The following is a 14,138-nucleotide window of genomic DNA, read 5'->3' as shown; positions in this document are numbered from 1 at the left end:
TTACGCCCTAAACCTATGACTTTATTTCACTTTTATTACGAAGGCGCACGCAGCGAAACAGAACGTCGCTCGACGATCTGTGGGCGGCGATCTCTGGCCGGTACGGCCTAGCGGGACGCGAAATGCAGGACTAGGCTCCGCCGCCAAAGGCATAACCGTTTCCAGGGTTTTCGGTTTCATGATCAAGAGCTTGCGCTTCGCGGCCTCGGCCGCCGTCCTCTCCCTCGCCCTGGTCGGAACGGCCCATGCGCAGACGCCGCCCCCGAAGCCCCACGTCTTCACGGCCAAGGACATGGCCAGCCTGGATCGCCTCAGCGATCCCCGCGTGTCGCCGGACGGCCGCTACGTGCTCTATTCGGTGCGGACCATGGACTATCCGGCCAACAAGGCCGCGATGTCGCTGTGGATCGCCGATCTGAAGACCAAGACGGCGCCGCGCCGACTGAAGATCTCGGATGGTGGCGCCAGCAGCGGCCGCTGGAGCGCCGACGGCAAGTCGATCTACTTCGTCTCCGGCCGCGCGGGCGGGACCGACCAGGTGTTCCGGACGGACGCGGCCGGCGAGACCGCGACCCAGATCACGAGCACGCCTTTCGACGTCCAGGCTTTCAAGGTCGCGCCGGACGGCAAGACGATCGTCGTCGCGATGGCCGTGTTCCCCGACTGCGCCGACCTCGCCTGCACCGAGGCGCGCCTCGTCGCCAAGACGGCGACCAAGGCCACGGGCGTGGTCTATGACCGCCTGTTCGTCCGTCACTGGGACACCTGGGCCGACGGCACGCGCAACCACCTGTTCGCCTATGCCCTGGACGCCAGCGGCGCGGCGACGGGGCAGCCGATCGACCTGATGAAGGGCTTCGACGGCGACACGCCGACCAAGCCCTATGGCGGCGACGAGGACTTCACGATCAGCTTCGACAGCAAGACCGTGGTCTTCTCGGCCAAGGTCGCCGGCAAGGACGAGGCCTGGACGACCAACTATGACATGTGGGGCGTCCCGCTGGACGGCTCGGCCAAGCCGGTCAACTACACCGCCGACAACAAGGCCTGGGACACCACCGGGATCGCTTCGCCGGACGGCAAGCTGATCGCCTATCGGGCCATGAAACGCCCAGGATTCGAGGCCGACCGCTTCGCGATCATGATCTATGACGAAACGACCCAGAAGGTGCGCGAGCTGGCGCCCGCTTGGGACCGCTCGGCCGACGCGATCGCCTGGAGCCGCGACGGCAAGACGATCTACGCCACGGCGCTCGACGTCGGCCAAGGCAAGCTGTTCGCCATCGACGTGAAGACCAGCAAGGTCACAGCCCTGACCGGCGAAGGCCACGTCAGCGCCTTCGACGTCGGGCCGAACGGCATCGTCTACGCCTCCGACTCGCTGAAGAGCCCGTCGGAACTGTTCGTGCTGCCGGCCAAAGGCCCGGCGACGAAGGTCGCCAGCGTCTCGGCCGAGGCGCTCAAGGAGGTGGCCTGGGGCGAGCCCGAGCAGTTCAACTTCAAGGGCTGGAACGACGAGACCGTGCACGGCTTCGTCCTGAAGCCCGCCAACTTCGATCCGGCCAAGAAGTATCCGGTCGCCTTCCTGATCCACGGCGGCCCGCAAGGCTCGTTCAGCAACAGCTGGTCCTACCGCTGGAACCCGCAGGTCTACGCCAACGCCGGCTACGCCGTGGTGATGGTCGATTTCCACGGCTCGACCGGCTACGGCCAGGCCTTCACCGACGCGATCAGCCAGCATTGGGGCGATCGTCCGCTGGAAGACCTGCAGAAGGGCTGGGCCTTCGCGACCCAGAAGTATTCGTTCCTGGACGCCGACCGCGCCTGCGCCCTGGGCGCCTCGTACGGCGGCTACATGATCAACTGGATCGCCGGCAACTGGAACGCGCCGTGGAAGTGCCTGGTCGACCACGACGGGGTGTTCGACACTCGCGCCATGGGCTTCGCCACCGAAGAGCTGTGGTTCACCGAGTGGGAGAACGGCGGTACGCCCTGGCAGCCGAACACGACCTACGAGACCTTCAACCCGGCTCTGCACGTCGACAAGTGGGTCAAGCCGCAGCTCGTCGTCCAAGGCCAGCTGGACTACCGCATCCCGGTCGAGCAGGGCCTGGCGACCTTCACCGCCCTGCAGCGCAAGGGCGTGCCCAGCAAGCTTCTGTACTTCCCGAACGAGAATCACTGGGTGCTGAAGGCCCAGAACTCGGTGCAGTGGCACAAGGAGGTGCTGGACTGGCTGGATCAGTGGACGGGGAATACGCGGCCGGGGAAGTGATCACTGGCCAGCGCCCCTCCACCGCTTCGCGGTCCCCCTCCCCCGTTTTACGGGGGAGGATGGCGCTTCCTCCTCACCCGCATCGCGGGGGAGGTGGCGCTCTACAGCCGCCCCGTCGCCACCGCGAAGGTTAGGCGCGCCTTCTTCTCCAGCTCGCCCATCTCGCGGCCGGAAACATAGGCCCGCGCCAAGGCCGCCGGCGCCACGGCCGGGAACGCCGCGACGGGCAGCCCCCTCACCTCGCCGCGCGCGGCCTTCAGCTGAACCTCGACCCGCGACTTCACCTCGGCTTGCGTCCAGCTTTCCGGCAGGCGCGAGCGTCCCGCCAGCTTCAGCCGCCACAAGCCCGCCAGTCCCCAGGCCCGCGCCGCGCCCTTGACCGCGTGCGGGTCGGCCGTCGGATCCAGACGTCGAGCGGCCAGGACCGCCAGCGCCCCGGCCGTGCCGTCGACATAGGCCAGCACCGCCGCCTCGTCCTTCAGAGGTCTCTCGTCCAGATCGGTGAAGCGCGCGTCGGACAGGGCCGCCAGGGCGTTGGGATCGAAGCCCGACGCGGCCAGCGCCTCGACATTGGGATGCTTGCGCGGCGCCTTCCCGGCCGCGATCTCTTCCATCGCCTCGCGCCACCAGGTGATGCGGATCTCGCCCATCAAGGCGTTGGAAACCCCGCCGGCCACTCGGGCCAGCTCGTAGTTCAGACCGTACAGCGCGATGACGTCGGCGCGCGCCGCTGGGTCGGCGATGAAGCGGGTCGTCAGCCAGCGGTCCGGATCGACGCGGCGGACGAGATCGTCGAGGGTTTCGGTGTCGGCCATGAGCTCAAAAGAAAAGGGCCCGTCAAAAGAACGGGCCCTCCCCTTACAGCGTGTCGCCGTCGGCGTCAGCCGAACAGCGTCTGGTTCATCGCCATGGTCGCCAGCATCGGGATGCTGAGCAGGGTGTTGGTGCGCGAGAACAGCATGGCCGTCTTGGCCGCCTTGGCCTTGGCGTCCGCGTCGGCCTCGACCATGCCCAGGGCGATCTTCTGGTTTGGCCAGATGAAGACCCAGACGTTGAAGAACATCACCGTGGCCAGCCACATGCCGGTGCCGATGAAGGTGAAGCCCATGTCGGCGCCGGGGGTGTAGCCGCCGGCCAGGCCCAGGCTGAAAGCTTCCAGCAGATAGCCGCGGCTATAGGCCAGGATGACGCCCATGACCCAGGTCGCCAGAGCCGCCCAGCGGAACCAGAACAGCGCCTCGGGCGCGATGTACTTGCTGACCGCCGGCTTCAGCTCGGCCGGGATCTGCGGCATCACGCGGATCTGCACGAAGTTGAAATAGTACAGCAGCCCGATCCACAGGATGCCGAACAGCACGTGCAGCCAGCGGAAGATGGCCTGGAAGTAGACGAGGCCATGGCCCTGCGGGCTGTGGCCGTAGCCAATGACGATCACCAGCGCCAGCACGAAGCTGACGATGATGGTGTTGCGGAAGTTGGAAAGCAGTCCAGACATCGGTTTCCCCCTAGGATCCCTTTTGCTTGGAGGGACCATAGGGATGTTTTCGGAGTCGGGCAAAGTTTTGGGCGAACGCGGTTCTCAGGGACTCTTTCCCCGCCTCCCTAGGCCTTGTGCCTAGGGCCAGCGTTCGGCCGGCGCTGCGCTGGACGGCGGCGCGACCACGCTGGCGAATAACTCTGACTGACGCGGAGCCAAGCCGAACCCTGGGTCCTCGCCACAAGGGCGAGGAAGGCTGGGAGATTTGCTATTTAGAGAGGGTTCAGACCGCGATCAGCGCCGCGGCAAGCCGCCGGCCCTCGCTGACCAGCACGTTGTAGGTGCGGGCCGCGGCCTCGGTGCTCATGAATTCCAGGCCGATCCCCGCGGCCTTCAGGGCGTCGCGCACAGGGCGCGGCGGCAGGGCGTTCGCCAAGCCGACGCCCAGCAACACGAACTCGACCGACCCGCCAGCGGCGAAAACCTCGGCGAACGACTCCGGGGTCAGGTCCGCCAGGGCGGTCGCGGCCCAGTCGCGCGGCTGGTCGTCGAGGATCAGCAGCGAGCCAGGCCGCCAGACGCCGGCGACCCGAAAGCCGCCGCCGCCCCAGGCGTCGATGGACGGCGGTTGACGCATCAGGGCCGCGAGGCCGCGCCGAGCTTGATCGGCGTGGCGTCTTCGTCATTGCGCTTCACGCCCCAGACCAGGATCAGCGGCAGGGCGATGTAGATCGACGAATAGGTGCCGATGATGATGCCGAACACCATGGTGAAGACCAGCGGGAACAGCACCGGACCGCCGAACGCCATCGTACCGCCCAGGGCCAGCAGGGCCGTGGTGCCGGTGATGATCGTCCGCGACAGACGCTCGTTCTCGGACAGGTCGATGATGTCGCGCAGCGGGGTCGTCTTGTACTTGCGCAGGTTCTCTTTCAGACGGTCGAAGGTGATGACCTTCTCGTTCATCGAGTAGCCGATGACCGTCAACAGGGCCGCGATCTCGGTCATCGAGAACTCGATGTGGACGACCGACAGCAGGCCCAGGGTCAGGACGATGTCGTGGATCACGGCCACGACCGCGCCCGTGCCGTACGACAGGCCAAAGCGGAACCAGATGTAGCCCAGGGTCAGCAGCAGGGCGACGCCCAGCGCCTTGAAGCCGGACATCAAGAGCTCGCCAGAGACCTTGGCGCCCACTTCCGAGCGGCTGGTCACCTTCAGGTCGGGGAAGCGCTTGGTGAGCTCACGCTCGACATTGGCCGAGGCGGCGCTGGGGGCCTCGCCCTTGGCCGGCAGGAACTTGACCATGGCCGAGTTCGGCTGGCTGGCGAAGCCCTGGACCTGGGCGTCATGCGCGCCGATCTGGTTCATGGCCGCCCGGAGGTCAGCCAGGGGCACGGGCCGCGACATGGCGACTTCCAGAGCGTTGCCGCCCTTGAAGTCGATGCCCAGGTTCAGGCCTTGCAGGAACAGCGAGGCGATCGCCCCGACGATCAGGATCGCCGAGAAGACGGCCGCGACGGGCGCCCAACGCACGAAGCGGAAATGGGTCGAACGCGGGATGTAGCGAATGAGGGGCCAACGCATGGTCGGATCTCCTATGCGATCGGCAGCTTCTTCGGCTTGGTGGCCTTGAACCACCAGCCGATGAGCACTTGGGTGATGAAGATAGCGGTGAACAGCGAGGTGAACACGCCGATCACCAGGGTCCAGGCGAAGCCCTTCACCGGGCCCGAGCCGAAGCTGAACATGATCAGACCCGAGATCAGGCTGGTGATGTTGGCGTCCAGGATCGAGGTCAGGGCCAGCTTGTAGCCGTGGTCGGCCGCGGCCATGGGCGTGCGCCCGGCGTTGGCCTCGTCGCGCATGCGCTCGTAGATCAGCACGTTGGCGTCGACGGCGACGGCCAGGGTCAGGATCAGGCCGGCGATGCCCGGGAAGGTCAGGGTCGCCTGGGTCATCGACATGATGCCGACGATCAAGAGAACGTTGACCACCAGGGCGATGGCCGCGAAGCCGCCGAACAGGCCGTAGGCCAGGATCACGAAGACGAACATCGACAGCGCGCCGATCGCCAGCGAGATCGAGCCGGCCTTGACGGCGTCGGCGCCGAGCTCGGCGGTCACGGTGCGCTGGTCCTCGACGTTCAGCGGCGCGGGCAGAGCCCCCGAGCGCAGCAGCAGCGACAGCTCGTTGGCGCTTTGGACGGTGAAGTTGCCGGTGATGATGCCGCTGCCGCCGGTGATCGCGCCGTTGATCACGGGCGCGGAGATCACCTTCTTGTCGAGAACGATGGCGAAACGCTTGCCGACATTACGGGCCGTGGCGTCGCCGAACTTTCGGGCGCCGGCGCCGTTGAAGGCGAACTGGACGACCGGATTGCCACTCTGGGGATCAAAGCCTTGCGAGGCGTTGGTCAGTTCCTCGCCCGAGACCAGCGCGCGCTTCTTGACCACGTAATAGGGCGCGATGTTGTCACCCGGCAGCACTTCCGAGCCCGGCGGGATGCGGCCGGCCTGGACGTCCTCGGGCGTCACCGTCTCGTCGACCATCTGGAAGGTCAGCTTGGCGGTCTGGCCGATGATGGCCCGCAGTTTCTCGGGATCGCTCTCGCCCGGGGCCTGGATCATGATCCGGTTTTCGCCCTGGCGGTTGATCGAGGGCTCCTTGGTGCCCAGGCTGTCGATCCGGCGACGGATCGTCTCGATCGACTGGTCCACGGCCTTGACGGCGTCGGCCTTGGCGGCTTCCGGCACGAAGCGGACTTCGATGCGGTTGTCGCCCTTGCCCGAGACCGAGACGTCCTTGCCGCCGATCACGCCGGCCAGCGGCGCGCCGAGGTTCTTGCGCAGCAGGTTCAGCGCGTCGTTGTAGCGAGCCGCGTCGCCGATGCGGACGCTGATGATCTCGCCCTGCTGGTTCAGCTCGCCGAACGGGATCTGCTCGCTCCGCAGCTGGGTGCGGACGTCTTCCGTCAGGTTCGACAGCCGCTCGCGGTGCAACGCGTCGGTGTCGACCTCATACAGCAGGTACGAGCCGCCTTGCAGGTCGAGGCCGAGGTTCAGCTTCTTGTGCGGCAGCCAAGCCGGGATGGCGTCCAACGTCTTCTGCGGAAGCACATTGGGCAGGGAGAACAGAATCCCGAAGATCACCGACAGGGTGACGGCGATGATCTTCCAGCGGGAGAGGGTCAGCATGGATCAGCAGCTTTCAGGCGACGTCGCGGGCGACGCCTCGAGACAGGGTTCGGGTTCGCCTTAGTTCTTGGCGTCGTTGGCGGCGGCCGGCTCGCCCTTGGCGCGGACTTCCGTGATCATGCCCTTGACGACCTTCACGGTCACGCCCTGGGCGATCTCGACGCCCACTTCCTTGTCTTCGACGCGCACGATCTTGCCCAGCACGCCCGACGAGAGAACGACGCTGTCGCCGCGCTTCAGGTTGGCGAGCATGTTTTGATGCTCCTTGGCGCGCTTCTGCTGGGGACGGATCAGCATGAAGTAGAACAGCACCACCATCAGAAGGATGGGGGCGAGCTGCAGGATCTGGGCGTTCAGGCTGTTCATGGAGACTCCAAAAAATCCGATGCGGCGCGCCGCCTTGCATAGGGTCGCGCCAAGTCGGCGGAAGCTATGCGTTCGCCTCCCCTTTTGCAATGCGAGCGAGCGAGGGTATGGAACGGGCCATGACCGACGCGACCGTTCCCCTGCTCGCCCCCCTGCTGACGCGCATCGCCGACGCCCTGGAGCGCCTGGTGCCGCCGCCGCCCGCGTCGCCGGACTTCTCGGCCGCGCGGCTGTTCCGGCATGAGCCCGCGACGGGCGCCTTCGCCCCCGCGCCAGACTATCCGCTGTCGCTGGACCTCTTGGTCGGCATCGACCGGCAGAAGGCGCGGTTCGTCGAGAATCTGCGCCGCTTCGCCGTGGGCCTGCCCTGCAACCACGTGCTGCTGTGGGGCGTGCGCGGCACGGGCAAGAGCTCGGTGACCAAGGCCGCCTTCGTGGCCCTGGCCGACGCCTATCCGGATCTCAAGTTGATCGAGGTGGATCGCGACGAGGTCGCCGCCCTGCCCCCGCTCTTTGATCTGCTGCGCGCCCGCGCCGAGCGCTTCGTCGTCCTGTGCGACGACCTATCGTTCGAGGACGGCGCGGCCGCGGCCAAGGCGCTGAAGTCGGCGCTGGAGGGCGGCGTCTCGGGTCCGCCGGAGAACGTGCTGTTCGTGGCGACCTCGAACCGCCGCCACCTGATGCCGCGCGACCATGTCGAAAGCCAGGGCGCGATCGCCGCCGCCGAGAACGCCGAGGAGGAGATGAGCGTCTCCGACCGCTTCGGCCTGTGGATCGGCTTCCCGCCGATGGACCAGGACACCTATCTCAGCGCGATCCACGCCTATGCCGAGCGCTTCGGCCTGTCGGCGCCCGACCTCGATCGCCGCGCCCTGCAGTGGTCCACCCAGCGCGGCGGCCGCTCGGGCCGGGTGGCCTGGCAGTTCGTCCGCGACCTGGCGGGCGAGTTGGGCGTGAAGCTGCCAGCCTAGGAGGCTTCGAAGCCTCGCAGACGATTTCATAGGCCGCAGGAGACTTCAGGGTTTGCGTTGGCCGCGCCGATGCGATCAGGTCGCCGCGTCGGCGCTTGGCCGACTGTCGCAGGTAAAGCCCGCCGTGAAGTCCGCAGTCCTCGTCTTCAGCGCCCCGGTGGCGGCGCTCCTGTTGCACGGCCTGGCGGAGGCCGCTCCGGCCGCTCCCTCTCCCCTCGTCGTCCCGTTCGACTTCTCGCGCGGCGCCATCGACCTGGAGGTCAAGGTGCACGGCCAGCCGCTGCGGATGATCCTCGATACCGGGGTCGATCCCTCGGTGATCGATCTTTCCCGAGCGCAGGCGCTGGGGCTGAAGATCGATCGCGGCGACGCCGGCGAGGCGACCGGCTTTGGCGAGGGCAAGGGCGCTCAGGTGTTTCCAGGCGTCATCGATCAGCTGACGATCGACGGCCAGCCGTTCGCGGCCTTCGACACCCTGGCGTCGGACATGAGCGGCCTGTCGGCGGGCTATGGCCGTCCGCTCGACGGGGTGATCGGTTACAGCTTTCTGGCCGACAAGACGGTCCTGATCGACTATCCAGGCCAGACCGTCGCCTTCCTGAACAACGCGGGGCAGGCCAAGGGCCTGACGGCGACCTGTCGCCAGCGCTGGTCGACATCCCTCAAGACCGTGGACAGTTTCCCGATCATCCCAGGCTTCCGGTTTGGCGCGGCGCGCGCGCCGGTCAGCCTGGACACCGGCTCCAACGGCGCCGTCGGCCTGTTCAAGAGCGCCTTGGGCCTGCCTGGCGTGAAGGCCAGTCTGACCGAAAGCGGTTCGGTGACGCGCACCGGGGCCCGGGGCGAGGCCAAGGCCAAGTCTTACGTCTTCAAGGCGCCCGTCGGCTTTGGCCCCTTCACGGCGACCGACACGCCGATGAGCGTCTATTCGGAGGCCGGCTCGACCAAGACCCGTGTCGCCAACGTGGGCAACAAGCTGATGGCGCAGATGAAGCTGAAGGTGCTGTTCGATTATCGCGGCAAGCGGATGGTGTTCTACGGCGCGTGCGGCGGCTAGGGCGGCAAAGCAAAAGGCCCGCCTCTTTGGAAGCGGGCCTTCTCTAATGGCTTATCGCGGCAGGAGCAGCGCCGGGTCGACCGGCTTGGCCTTGTCCTTGACCGTCGGCGCGTAGCGCATCTCGAAGTGCAGCTGGGGTTCGTTGACCCCGCCGGTCGCCCCGACCGCGCCGATCTGCTCGCCCTGACGGACCTGCTGGCGCATCTTGACGGTGGTGCTGGACAGGTGAGCGTAGGCCGTGACCCAGCCGTCGGCGTGCTTGACCAGCACCAGGTTGCCGAAGGTCGGCACCTGATTGCCGGCATAGGCGATCTCGCCGTCGGCGGCGGCCAGCACCGGCGTGCCCTGCGGCGCGCGGATGTTCAGACCGTCGTTGCGCTGGCCCGTGCCCTTGACGCCAAAGTCGGAGATGACCTCGCCGCGCAGCGGCCAGTCGAACTTGCCCTTGCCGGAAGCGATGATCTCGGCCTCGGTCGGGGCGACGCTGCTCTCGATGATCGGGCGCGACGAGGCGGGCGGCGGCGTGACCGGCTGAGCGGCGACGGGCGCGCTGGGGCGCGGATAGCTGGGGGTGTAGGGGACCGGCGCCGACGGCGTCGGGGTCTCCACGCGATTGTAGGTGTTCGAAGGCTCCATCGCCGACGGCTTGGCGACCGTGGTCGTGGTCTTCAGCGGGCCCTTGTCCTTGAAGCCGTCCGGCAGGCGGATCTTCTGACCCTTCTTGATCGTGGCGGTCGCGCGCAGGCCATTCTCGGCGGCCAAGGCCTTGGCGGTGACGCCGAAGCGCTTGCCGATCTCGGCCAGGGTGTCGCCCGACTGGGCGACATAGGCCTTCTGATCGGTGGCCGGGCCCTTGATCTTCTGGCCCAGGCGCAGGGTCTGGCCCTTCTTGATCTTGTTGTCCTCGGCCAGGTCGCTGACGCTGACGTCGAACTTCTTGGCGATCGAGGTCAGGGTGTCGCCCGACTTGACGGTGTGGACCTGACGCTTGCCGGCGACCTCGACCACCGCGCCGGTGACGCTGAGCGACGTCGTGCTGACGGTCGTGGGTTCGGCGGCGGCCGGCTGACGCGAAGGCTTCGAAGCGCCAGCGCGGGTCGGCGCCGGCGGCGGCGCGGCCTCTTCCTCGGCGACCTCGGTCTGCGGCGCGGCGGTCCCCGGAACCACTGAGGTCGTCTTGATCGGGCCCTTGTCCTTGTAGCCGTCGGGCAGCTTGAGCTTCTGGCCCTTCTTGATCGACGCGCCGGTCGACAGGTCGTTCTCCTCGGCCAGAGCCGAGGCGGTGACGTTGAAGCGCTTGGCGATCGCGAACATCGTGTCGCCGGTCTGGACGACATAGGCCTTCTGGTCGCTGGAAGGGCCGTTGATCTTCTGGCCCAGACGCAGGGTCTGGCCCTTCTTGATGTCGTTGTCCTTGGCCAAGTCGTTGACGTTGACGCCGAACTTCTTGGCGATCGAGGTCAGGGTGTCGCCCGACTTCACCACATGGACCTGGGCCTTGCCGTCGACCTCGACGACCGGGCCGGTCACCGAGGTGGTCACGACGGTCTTGGGCGGGACAGCGCGCAGGGTGGGCTGCGGCGCGGCGCGAGCCGGCGCGGGCGGCGGCAGTTCGGACTGGGTCACCGGCGCCAGCGGTTGCGACTTCACGGGCGCGGGGGCGGGCGCGGCGGCCACCATCGGCGCGGTCGCCACGGCGTCGCTCTCGGCGCCGGATTCAGGCGCGACAGCTTGGGGCGCGGCTTGAGGCGGCGAGGACGGCGGCTGGGTGATCGGGAAGTTCGGGCTGGGCATCCGCATCGCGGTCGCCGGGGCCTGGCCCTCGCGCGTCGCATATTGCGGAGCGGTGGCACAGGCGGAGAGCGTTCCAGCCGACAGGGCGATCACCGCCGCTTGCGTCCACAACTGCCTCATGACGTCTCCTTTCCCGTCGGGCCTTCACAAGGCGCCGCCAGGGTGAATCAAGTCTTAACACCAAGGCCGCCGGACCGTGTCCGGCGCCCCAAACTCATTGGTCCTTGGCGACGCCGGCCAGCAGCGGCACGAACCGCACGTCGCAAAGGATTTCGACCCGGAAGCCCCCCTTGCCGTCGCCGGCGTAGCGGCGAAGGCTCTGGACTGGCCCCTTCCCCACCGGCGCGACCAGCACGCCGTTGGGCTTGAGCTGCGAAAGCAGCCTCTTGGGATCATCTTCGGCCGCAGCCGTGACCATAATGCGGTCGAACGGCGCCTGTTCGGCCCATCCCTCGCCGCCATCGCCGAACTTGGTGATGACGTTGGTCAGGCCAAGCTTCTGGAAGCGTCCTTCGGCCTCCTTCATCAGGGTCCGGTAGCGCTCGATCGTATAGACGAGACGCGAGACCTTGCTGAGGATCGTGGTCTGGTAGCCCGAGCCGGTGCCGATCTCCAGCACGCGGGCGCGGGGCTCGACCGTCAGGGCCTGGGTCATCAGGCCGACGATGAACGGCTGGCTGATCGTCTGGCCGCAGGCGATCGGCAAGGCCGAGTCCTCCCACGAGCGGTCCTTGAACAGGTCCGGCGTGAAGAGGTCGCGCGGCGTCGTCTCGATGGCCTTCAGCACCTGGGGATCGGTGACCCCCTGGTCGCGCAGGGCCTGCATCAGGCGCGGCAGGTCGGCCTTGGCGTTTTCGGCCGCCTTGGTCGTCCGTCCGCTCATTCCGCCACCTTGAGCTTGGGCGGCGCCCCGCCGAGCACGCTCTTCAGCTTGTGGACGCTCTCGTGGTGGGTCAGGTCGATGTGCAAGGGCGTGACCGAGATCTTGCCCTCGTAGATGGCCTTGAGGTCGGTGCCCTCGGCGGGCTCGGAGGCCTTGGCCGAGAAGCCCATCCAGTAGTAGTCGCGGCCACGCAGGTCGGTGCGCTTTTCCATGTTGCGCAGCAGACCGTCACGGAAGCCCTGGCGGGTCACCTCGACCGCCGTCACCTTCTCGATCGGAAGGGCGGGGAAGTTGACGTTCATGACCACGTCGGAGGGCCAGCCCACCTCCAGCAGGCGCTGGACGACGCCCGGCCCGAAGTGCTCGGCCGTCTCCCAGTGGGCGACGACTTCGTCATGGAAGAAGTTCATGGTCTGCGACAGGGCGATCGAGCGGATGCCGTGGGCCATGCCCTCGATCGCGCCGGCCACCGTGCCCGACAGGGTGACGTCCTCGGCCAGGTTTTGACCGCGATTGACGCCCGACAGCACCAGGTCCGGCGCGGGCCCGTCGATCAGTTGCTGAACGGCCATCATCACGCAGTCGGTGGGCGTGCCCTCGACCGCGAAGCGGCGCGCGTCCAGCTTTCGCACGCGGATCGGGTCCGACAAGGTCAGGGCGCGGCTGGCGCCCGACTGTTCGTACTCCGGCGCGCAGATCCAGACGTCGTCGCTCAGGGCCCGCGCGATCGTCTCCAGCGCCTTCAGGCCCGGCGCGTTGATGCCGTCGTCGTTGGTGAGGAGGATCCTCACGCCGCGCCCCCGATGTGCGTGACGCCGCCCATATAGGGCTGCAGCACGGCCGGGATATGGATGCGGCCGCCCTCGTCCTGATAGTTCTCGAGCACCGCCACCAGGGTGCGACCCACGGCCAGGCCCGAGCCGTTCAGGGTGTGGACGAAGTGGCCGCCCTTCTCGCCGGTCTTGCGATAGCGGGCCTCCATGCGGCGGGCCTGGAAGTCGCCGCAGTTCGAGCAAGAGCTGATCTCGCGGTACATGTCCTGCGACGGCAGCCAGACCTCGAGGTCGTAGGTCTTGCGCGCGCCAAAGCCCATGTCGCCCGTGCAGAGCAGCATGGTGCGGAACGGCAGCTCCAGCTTCTTCAGCACGGTCTCGGCGCACTCGACCATGCGCTGGTGCTCGGCCTCGGACTGGTCGGGCGTGGTGATCGAAACCAGCTCGACCTTGTAGAACTGGTGCTGGCGGATCATGCCGCGCGTGTCGCGGCCGGCCGAGCCGGCCTCGGCGCGGAACGACGGCGTCAGGGCCGTCAGGCGCATCGGCAGCTCTTCCTCGGCGACGAGCTGCTCCCGGACGATATTGGTCAGCGACACCTCGGCGGTGGGGATCAGCCAGCGCTCGTCGGTGGTGTGGAACAGATCCTCGGCGAACTTCGGCAACTGCCCCGTTCCGAACAACGCCTCGTCGCGCACCAGCAGCGGCGGGCTGACCTCGGTGTAGCCGTGTTCGACCGTCTGCAGGTCCAGCATGAACTGGCCGATCGCGCGCTCCAGGCGGGCGACCTCCTTCTTCAGGACGACGAAGCGCGCGCCGCTCATGCGGGCGGCGGCCTCGAAGTCCATGCCGCCCAGCGCCGCGCCCAGGTCGACGTGGTCCTTGGGCTTGTTCAGCTTGCCGGCCGGCAGCTTGGCGGCGTCGCCCCAGCGGCGCTGCTCGACATTGCCCGCCTCGTCCTCGCCGACCGGGACCTCGGGCGCGGGGATGTTGGGCAGCGAGGCCAGCAGGTCCTTCAGCTTGCCGCCGACAAGGGCCTCTTCTTCAGCAGCCGTCGCCATGACGCCCTTCAGCGTCTCGACCTCGGCCATCAGGCGCTGGGCTTCGGCCTCGTCCTTCTTGGCCTTGGCCATGCCGATCAGCTTGGAGCTCTCGTTGCGCTTGGCCTGGGCTTCCTGCAGGGCGGTCTGGGCGGCGCGCAGCTGCGCATCGAGCTTCACGGCCTCGGCGGCCGCGCCTGAACGCCCTTTCGCCGACCAGTGTCGATCGAAGGCTTCTGGGTTGTCGCGGATGGCCTTGATGTCGTGCATCGAACGCAAGCTCGGAAGAGGCGGTGGGAAACGCC

General features: G+C 67.5%; 13 protein-coding genes. 3 read left to right on the top strand and 10 right to left on the bottom strand.

All coding sequences use genetic code 11. From position 1 onward, the window contains the following. Positions 1–178 precede the first annotated feature (178 nt). Entirely contained in the window at positions 179–2,275 is a 2,097-nt protein-coding gene (locus tag CSW60_RS19675; RefSeq protein ID WP_099538852.1) for a S9 family peptidase, read from the top strand. A 101-nt stretch (positions 2,276–2,376) separates the two neighbouring features. On the opposite strand, the gene CSW60_RS19670 is transcribed toward CSW60_RS19675, so the two are convergent. From CSW60_RS19670 to yajC, 6 genes are all read right to left on the bottom strand, one after another. Continuing rightward, entirely contained in the window at positions 2,377–3,090 is a 714-nt protein-coding gene (locus tag CSW60_RS19670; protein ID WP_099538851.1) for a squalene/phytoene synthase family protein, read from the bottom strand. A gap of 65 nt (positions 3,091–3,155) precedes the next feature. Beyond that, positions 3,156–3,770 carry a urate hydroxylase PuuD gene (locus CSW60_RS19665; protein ID WP_099538850.1) on the bottom strand — a complete coding sequence of 205 codons (615 nt, stop codon included), beginning with the start codon at positions 3,768–3,770 and terminating at the stop codon, positions 3,156–3,158. Between the two features lie 265 nt (positions 3,771–4,035). Next, positions 4,036–4,389 (bottom strand): Mth938-like domain-containing protein, encoded by a 354-nt coding sequence (locus CSW60_RS19660; RefSeq protein WP_099538849.1) that lies wholly within the window; start codon positions 4,387–4,389, stop codon positions 4,036–4,038. Continuing rightward, positions 4,389–5,339 carry a protein translocase subunit SecF gene (secF, locus tag CSW60_RS19655; RefSeq protein WP_099538848.1) on the bottom strand — a complete coding sequence of 317 codons (951 nt, stop codon included), beginning with the start codon at positions 5,337–5,339 and terminating at the stop codon, positions 4,389–4,391. The genes CSW60_RS19660 and secF overlap by 1 nt, the downstream gene beginning before the upstream one ends. An 11-nt stretch (positions 5,340–5,350) precedes the next feature. Beyond that, complete coding sequence (secD, locus tag CSW60_RS19650; protein ID WP_099538847.1) at positions 5,351–6,949, bottom strand: protein translocase subunit SecD; 1,599 nt, start codon at positions 6,947–6,949, stop codon at positions 5,351–5,353. Positions 6,950–7,009: 60 nt separating this feature from the next. Then, on the bottom strand, positions 7,010–7,315 hold the full coding sequence (gene yajC / locus CSW60_RS19645; protein ID WP_099538846.1) for a preprotein translocase subunit YajC: 306 nt from the start codon (positions 7,313–7,315) through the stop codon (positions 7,010–7,012). A 119-nt stretch (positions 7,316–7,434) separates the two neighbouring features. On the opposite strand from yajC, the gene CSW60_RS19640 reads away from it, so the two are divergent. Both CSW60_RS19640 and CSW60_RS19635 read left to right on the top strand, forming a co-directional pair. After that, complete coding sequence (locus CSW60_RS19640) at positions 7,435–8,286, top strand: ATP-binding protein (protein ID WP_201723094.1); 852 nt, start codon at positions 7,435–7,437, stop codon at positions 8,284–8,286. 124 nt (positions 8,287–8,410) lie between these two features. Then, positions 8,411–9,343, top strand: a complete 933-nt coding sequence (locus CSW60_RS19635) for a retropepsin-like aspartic protease (protein ID WP_143324223.1) — start codon at positions 8,411–8,413, stop codon at positions 9,341–9,343. Between the two features lie 51 nt (positions 9,344–9,394). Here CSW60_RS19635 and CSW60_RS19630 read toward each other — a convergent pair whose 3' ends face one another. The 4 genes from CSW60_RS19630 to serS all read right to left on the bottom strand — a co-directional run bounded on the left by CSW60_RS19630 (position 9,395) and on the right by serS (position 14,103). Then, the gene (locus CSW60_RS19630; RefSeq protein ID WP_099538843.1) at positions 9,395–11,257 is read right to left on the bottom strand and encodes a LysM peptidoglycan-binding domain-containing protein; all 1,863 of its coding nucleotides are present in this window, start codon (positions 11,255–11,257) and stop codon (positions 9,395–9,397) included. Positions 11,258–11,351: 94 nt separating this feature from the next. Next, positions 11,352–12,020: a protein-L-isoaspartate(D-aspartate) O-methyltransferase gene (locus CSW60_RS19625; RefSeq protein WP_013078589.1), complete on the bottom strand. Its 669-nt coding sequence runs from the start codon at positions 12,018–12,020 to the stop codon at positions 11,352–11,354. Then, positions 12,017–12,811, bottom strand: a complete 795-nt coding sequence (gene surE, locus CSW60_RS19620; protein WP_099538842.1) for a 5'/3'-nucleotidase SurE — start codon at positions 12,809–12,811, stop codon at positions 12,017–12,019. Before surE ends, CSW60_RS19625 begins: the two co-directional genes overlap by 4 nt. After that, a complete protein-coding gene (serS, locus tag CSW60_RS19615) occupies positions 12,808–14,103 on the bottom strand; it encodes a serine--tRNA ligase (RefSeq protein ID WP_099538841.1) in 1,296 nt (431 codons plus the stop codon). Before serS ends, surE begins: the two co-directional genes overlap by 4 nt. Between the last annotated feature and the right edge of the window lie 35 nt (positions 14,104–14,138).

Source organism: Caulobacter sp. X, from assembly GCF_002742635.1.
Taxonomy (GTDB): domain Bacteria; phylum Pseudomonadota; class Alphaproteobacteria; order Caulobacterales; family Caulobacteraceae; genus Caulobacter.
This window is presented reverse-complemented; position numbering and strand designations above follow the sequence as displayed.

Excerpts from the sequence above, each read along its gene's own strand:
- CSW60_RS19640 (WP_201723094.1), top strand. The coding sequence starts at position 7,435 with ATGACCGACGCGACCGTTCCCCTGCTCGCCCCCCTGCTGACGCGCATC.
- CSW60_RS19665 (WP_099538850.1), bottom strand. The coding sequence starts at position 3,770 with ATGTCTGGACTGCTTTCCAACTTCCGCAACACCATCATCGTCAGCTTC.
- CSW60_RS19670 (WP_099538851.1), bottom strand. The coding sequence starts at position 3,090 with ATGGCCGACACCGAAACCCTCGACGATCTCGTCCGCCGCGTCGATCCG.
- secD (WP_099538847.1), bottom strand. The coding sequence starts at position 6,949 with ATGCTGACCCTCTCCCGCTGGAAGATCATCGCCGTCACCCTGTCGGTG.
- CSW60_RS19660 (WP_099538849.1), bottom strand. The coding sequence starts at position 4,389 with ATGCGTCAACCGCCGTCCATCGACGCCTGGGGCGGCGGCGGCTTTCGG.
- yajC (WP_099538846.1), bottom strand. The coding sequence starts at position 7,315 with ATGAACAGCCTGAACGCCCAGATCCTGCAGCTCGCCCCCATCCTTCTG.
- secF (WP_099538848.1), bottom strand. The coding sequence starts at position 5,339 with ATGCGTTGGCCCCTCATTCGCTACATCCCGCGTTCGACCCATTTCCGC.
- CSW60_RS19675 (WP_099538852.1), top strand. The coding sequence starts at position 179 with ATGATCAAGAGCTTGCGCTTCGCGGCCTCGGCCGCCGTCCTCTCCCTC.
- CSW60_RS19625 (WP_013078589.1), bottom strand. The coding sequence starts at position 12,020 with ATGAGCGGACGGACGACCAAGGCGGCCGAAAACGCCAAGGCCGACCTG.
- CSW60_RS19630 (WP_099538843.1), bottom strand. The coding sequence starts at position 11,257 with ATGAGGCAGTTGTGGACGCAAGCGGCGGTGATCGCCCTGTCGGCTGGA.
- serS (WP_099538841.1), bottom strand. The coding sequence starts at position 14,103 with ATGCACGACATCAAGGCCATCCGCGACAACCCAGAAGCCTTCGATCGA.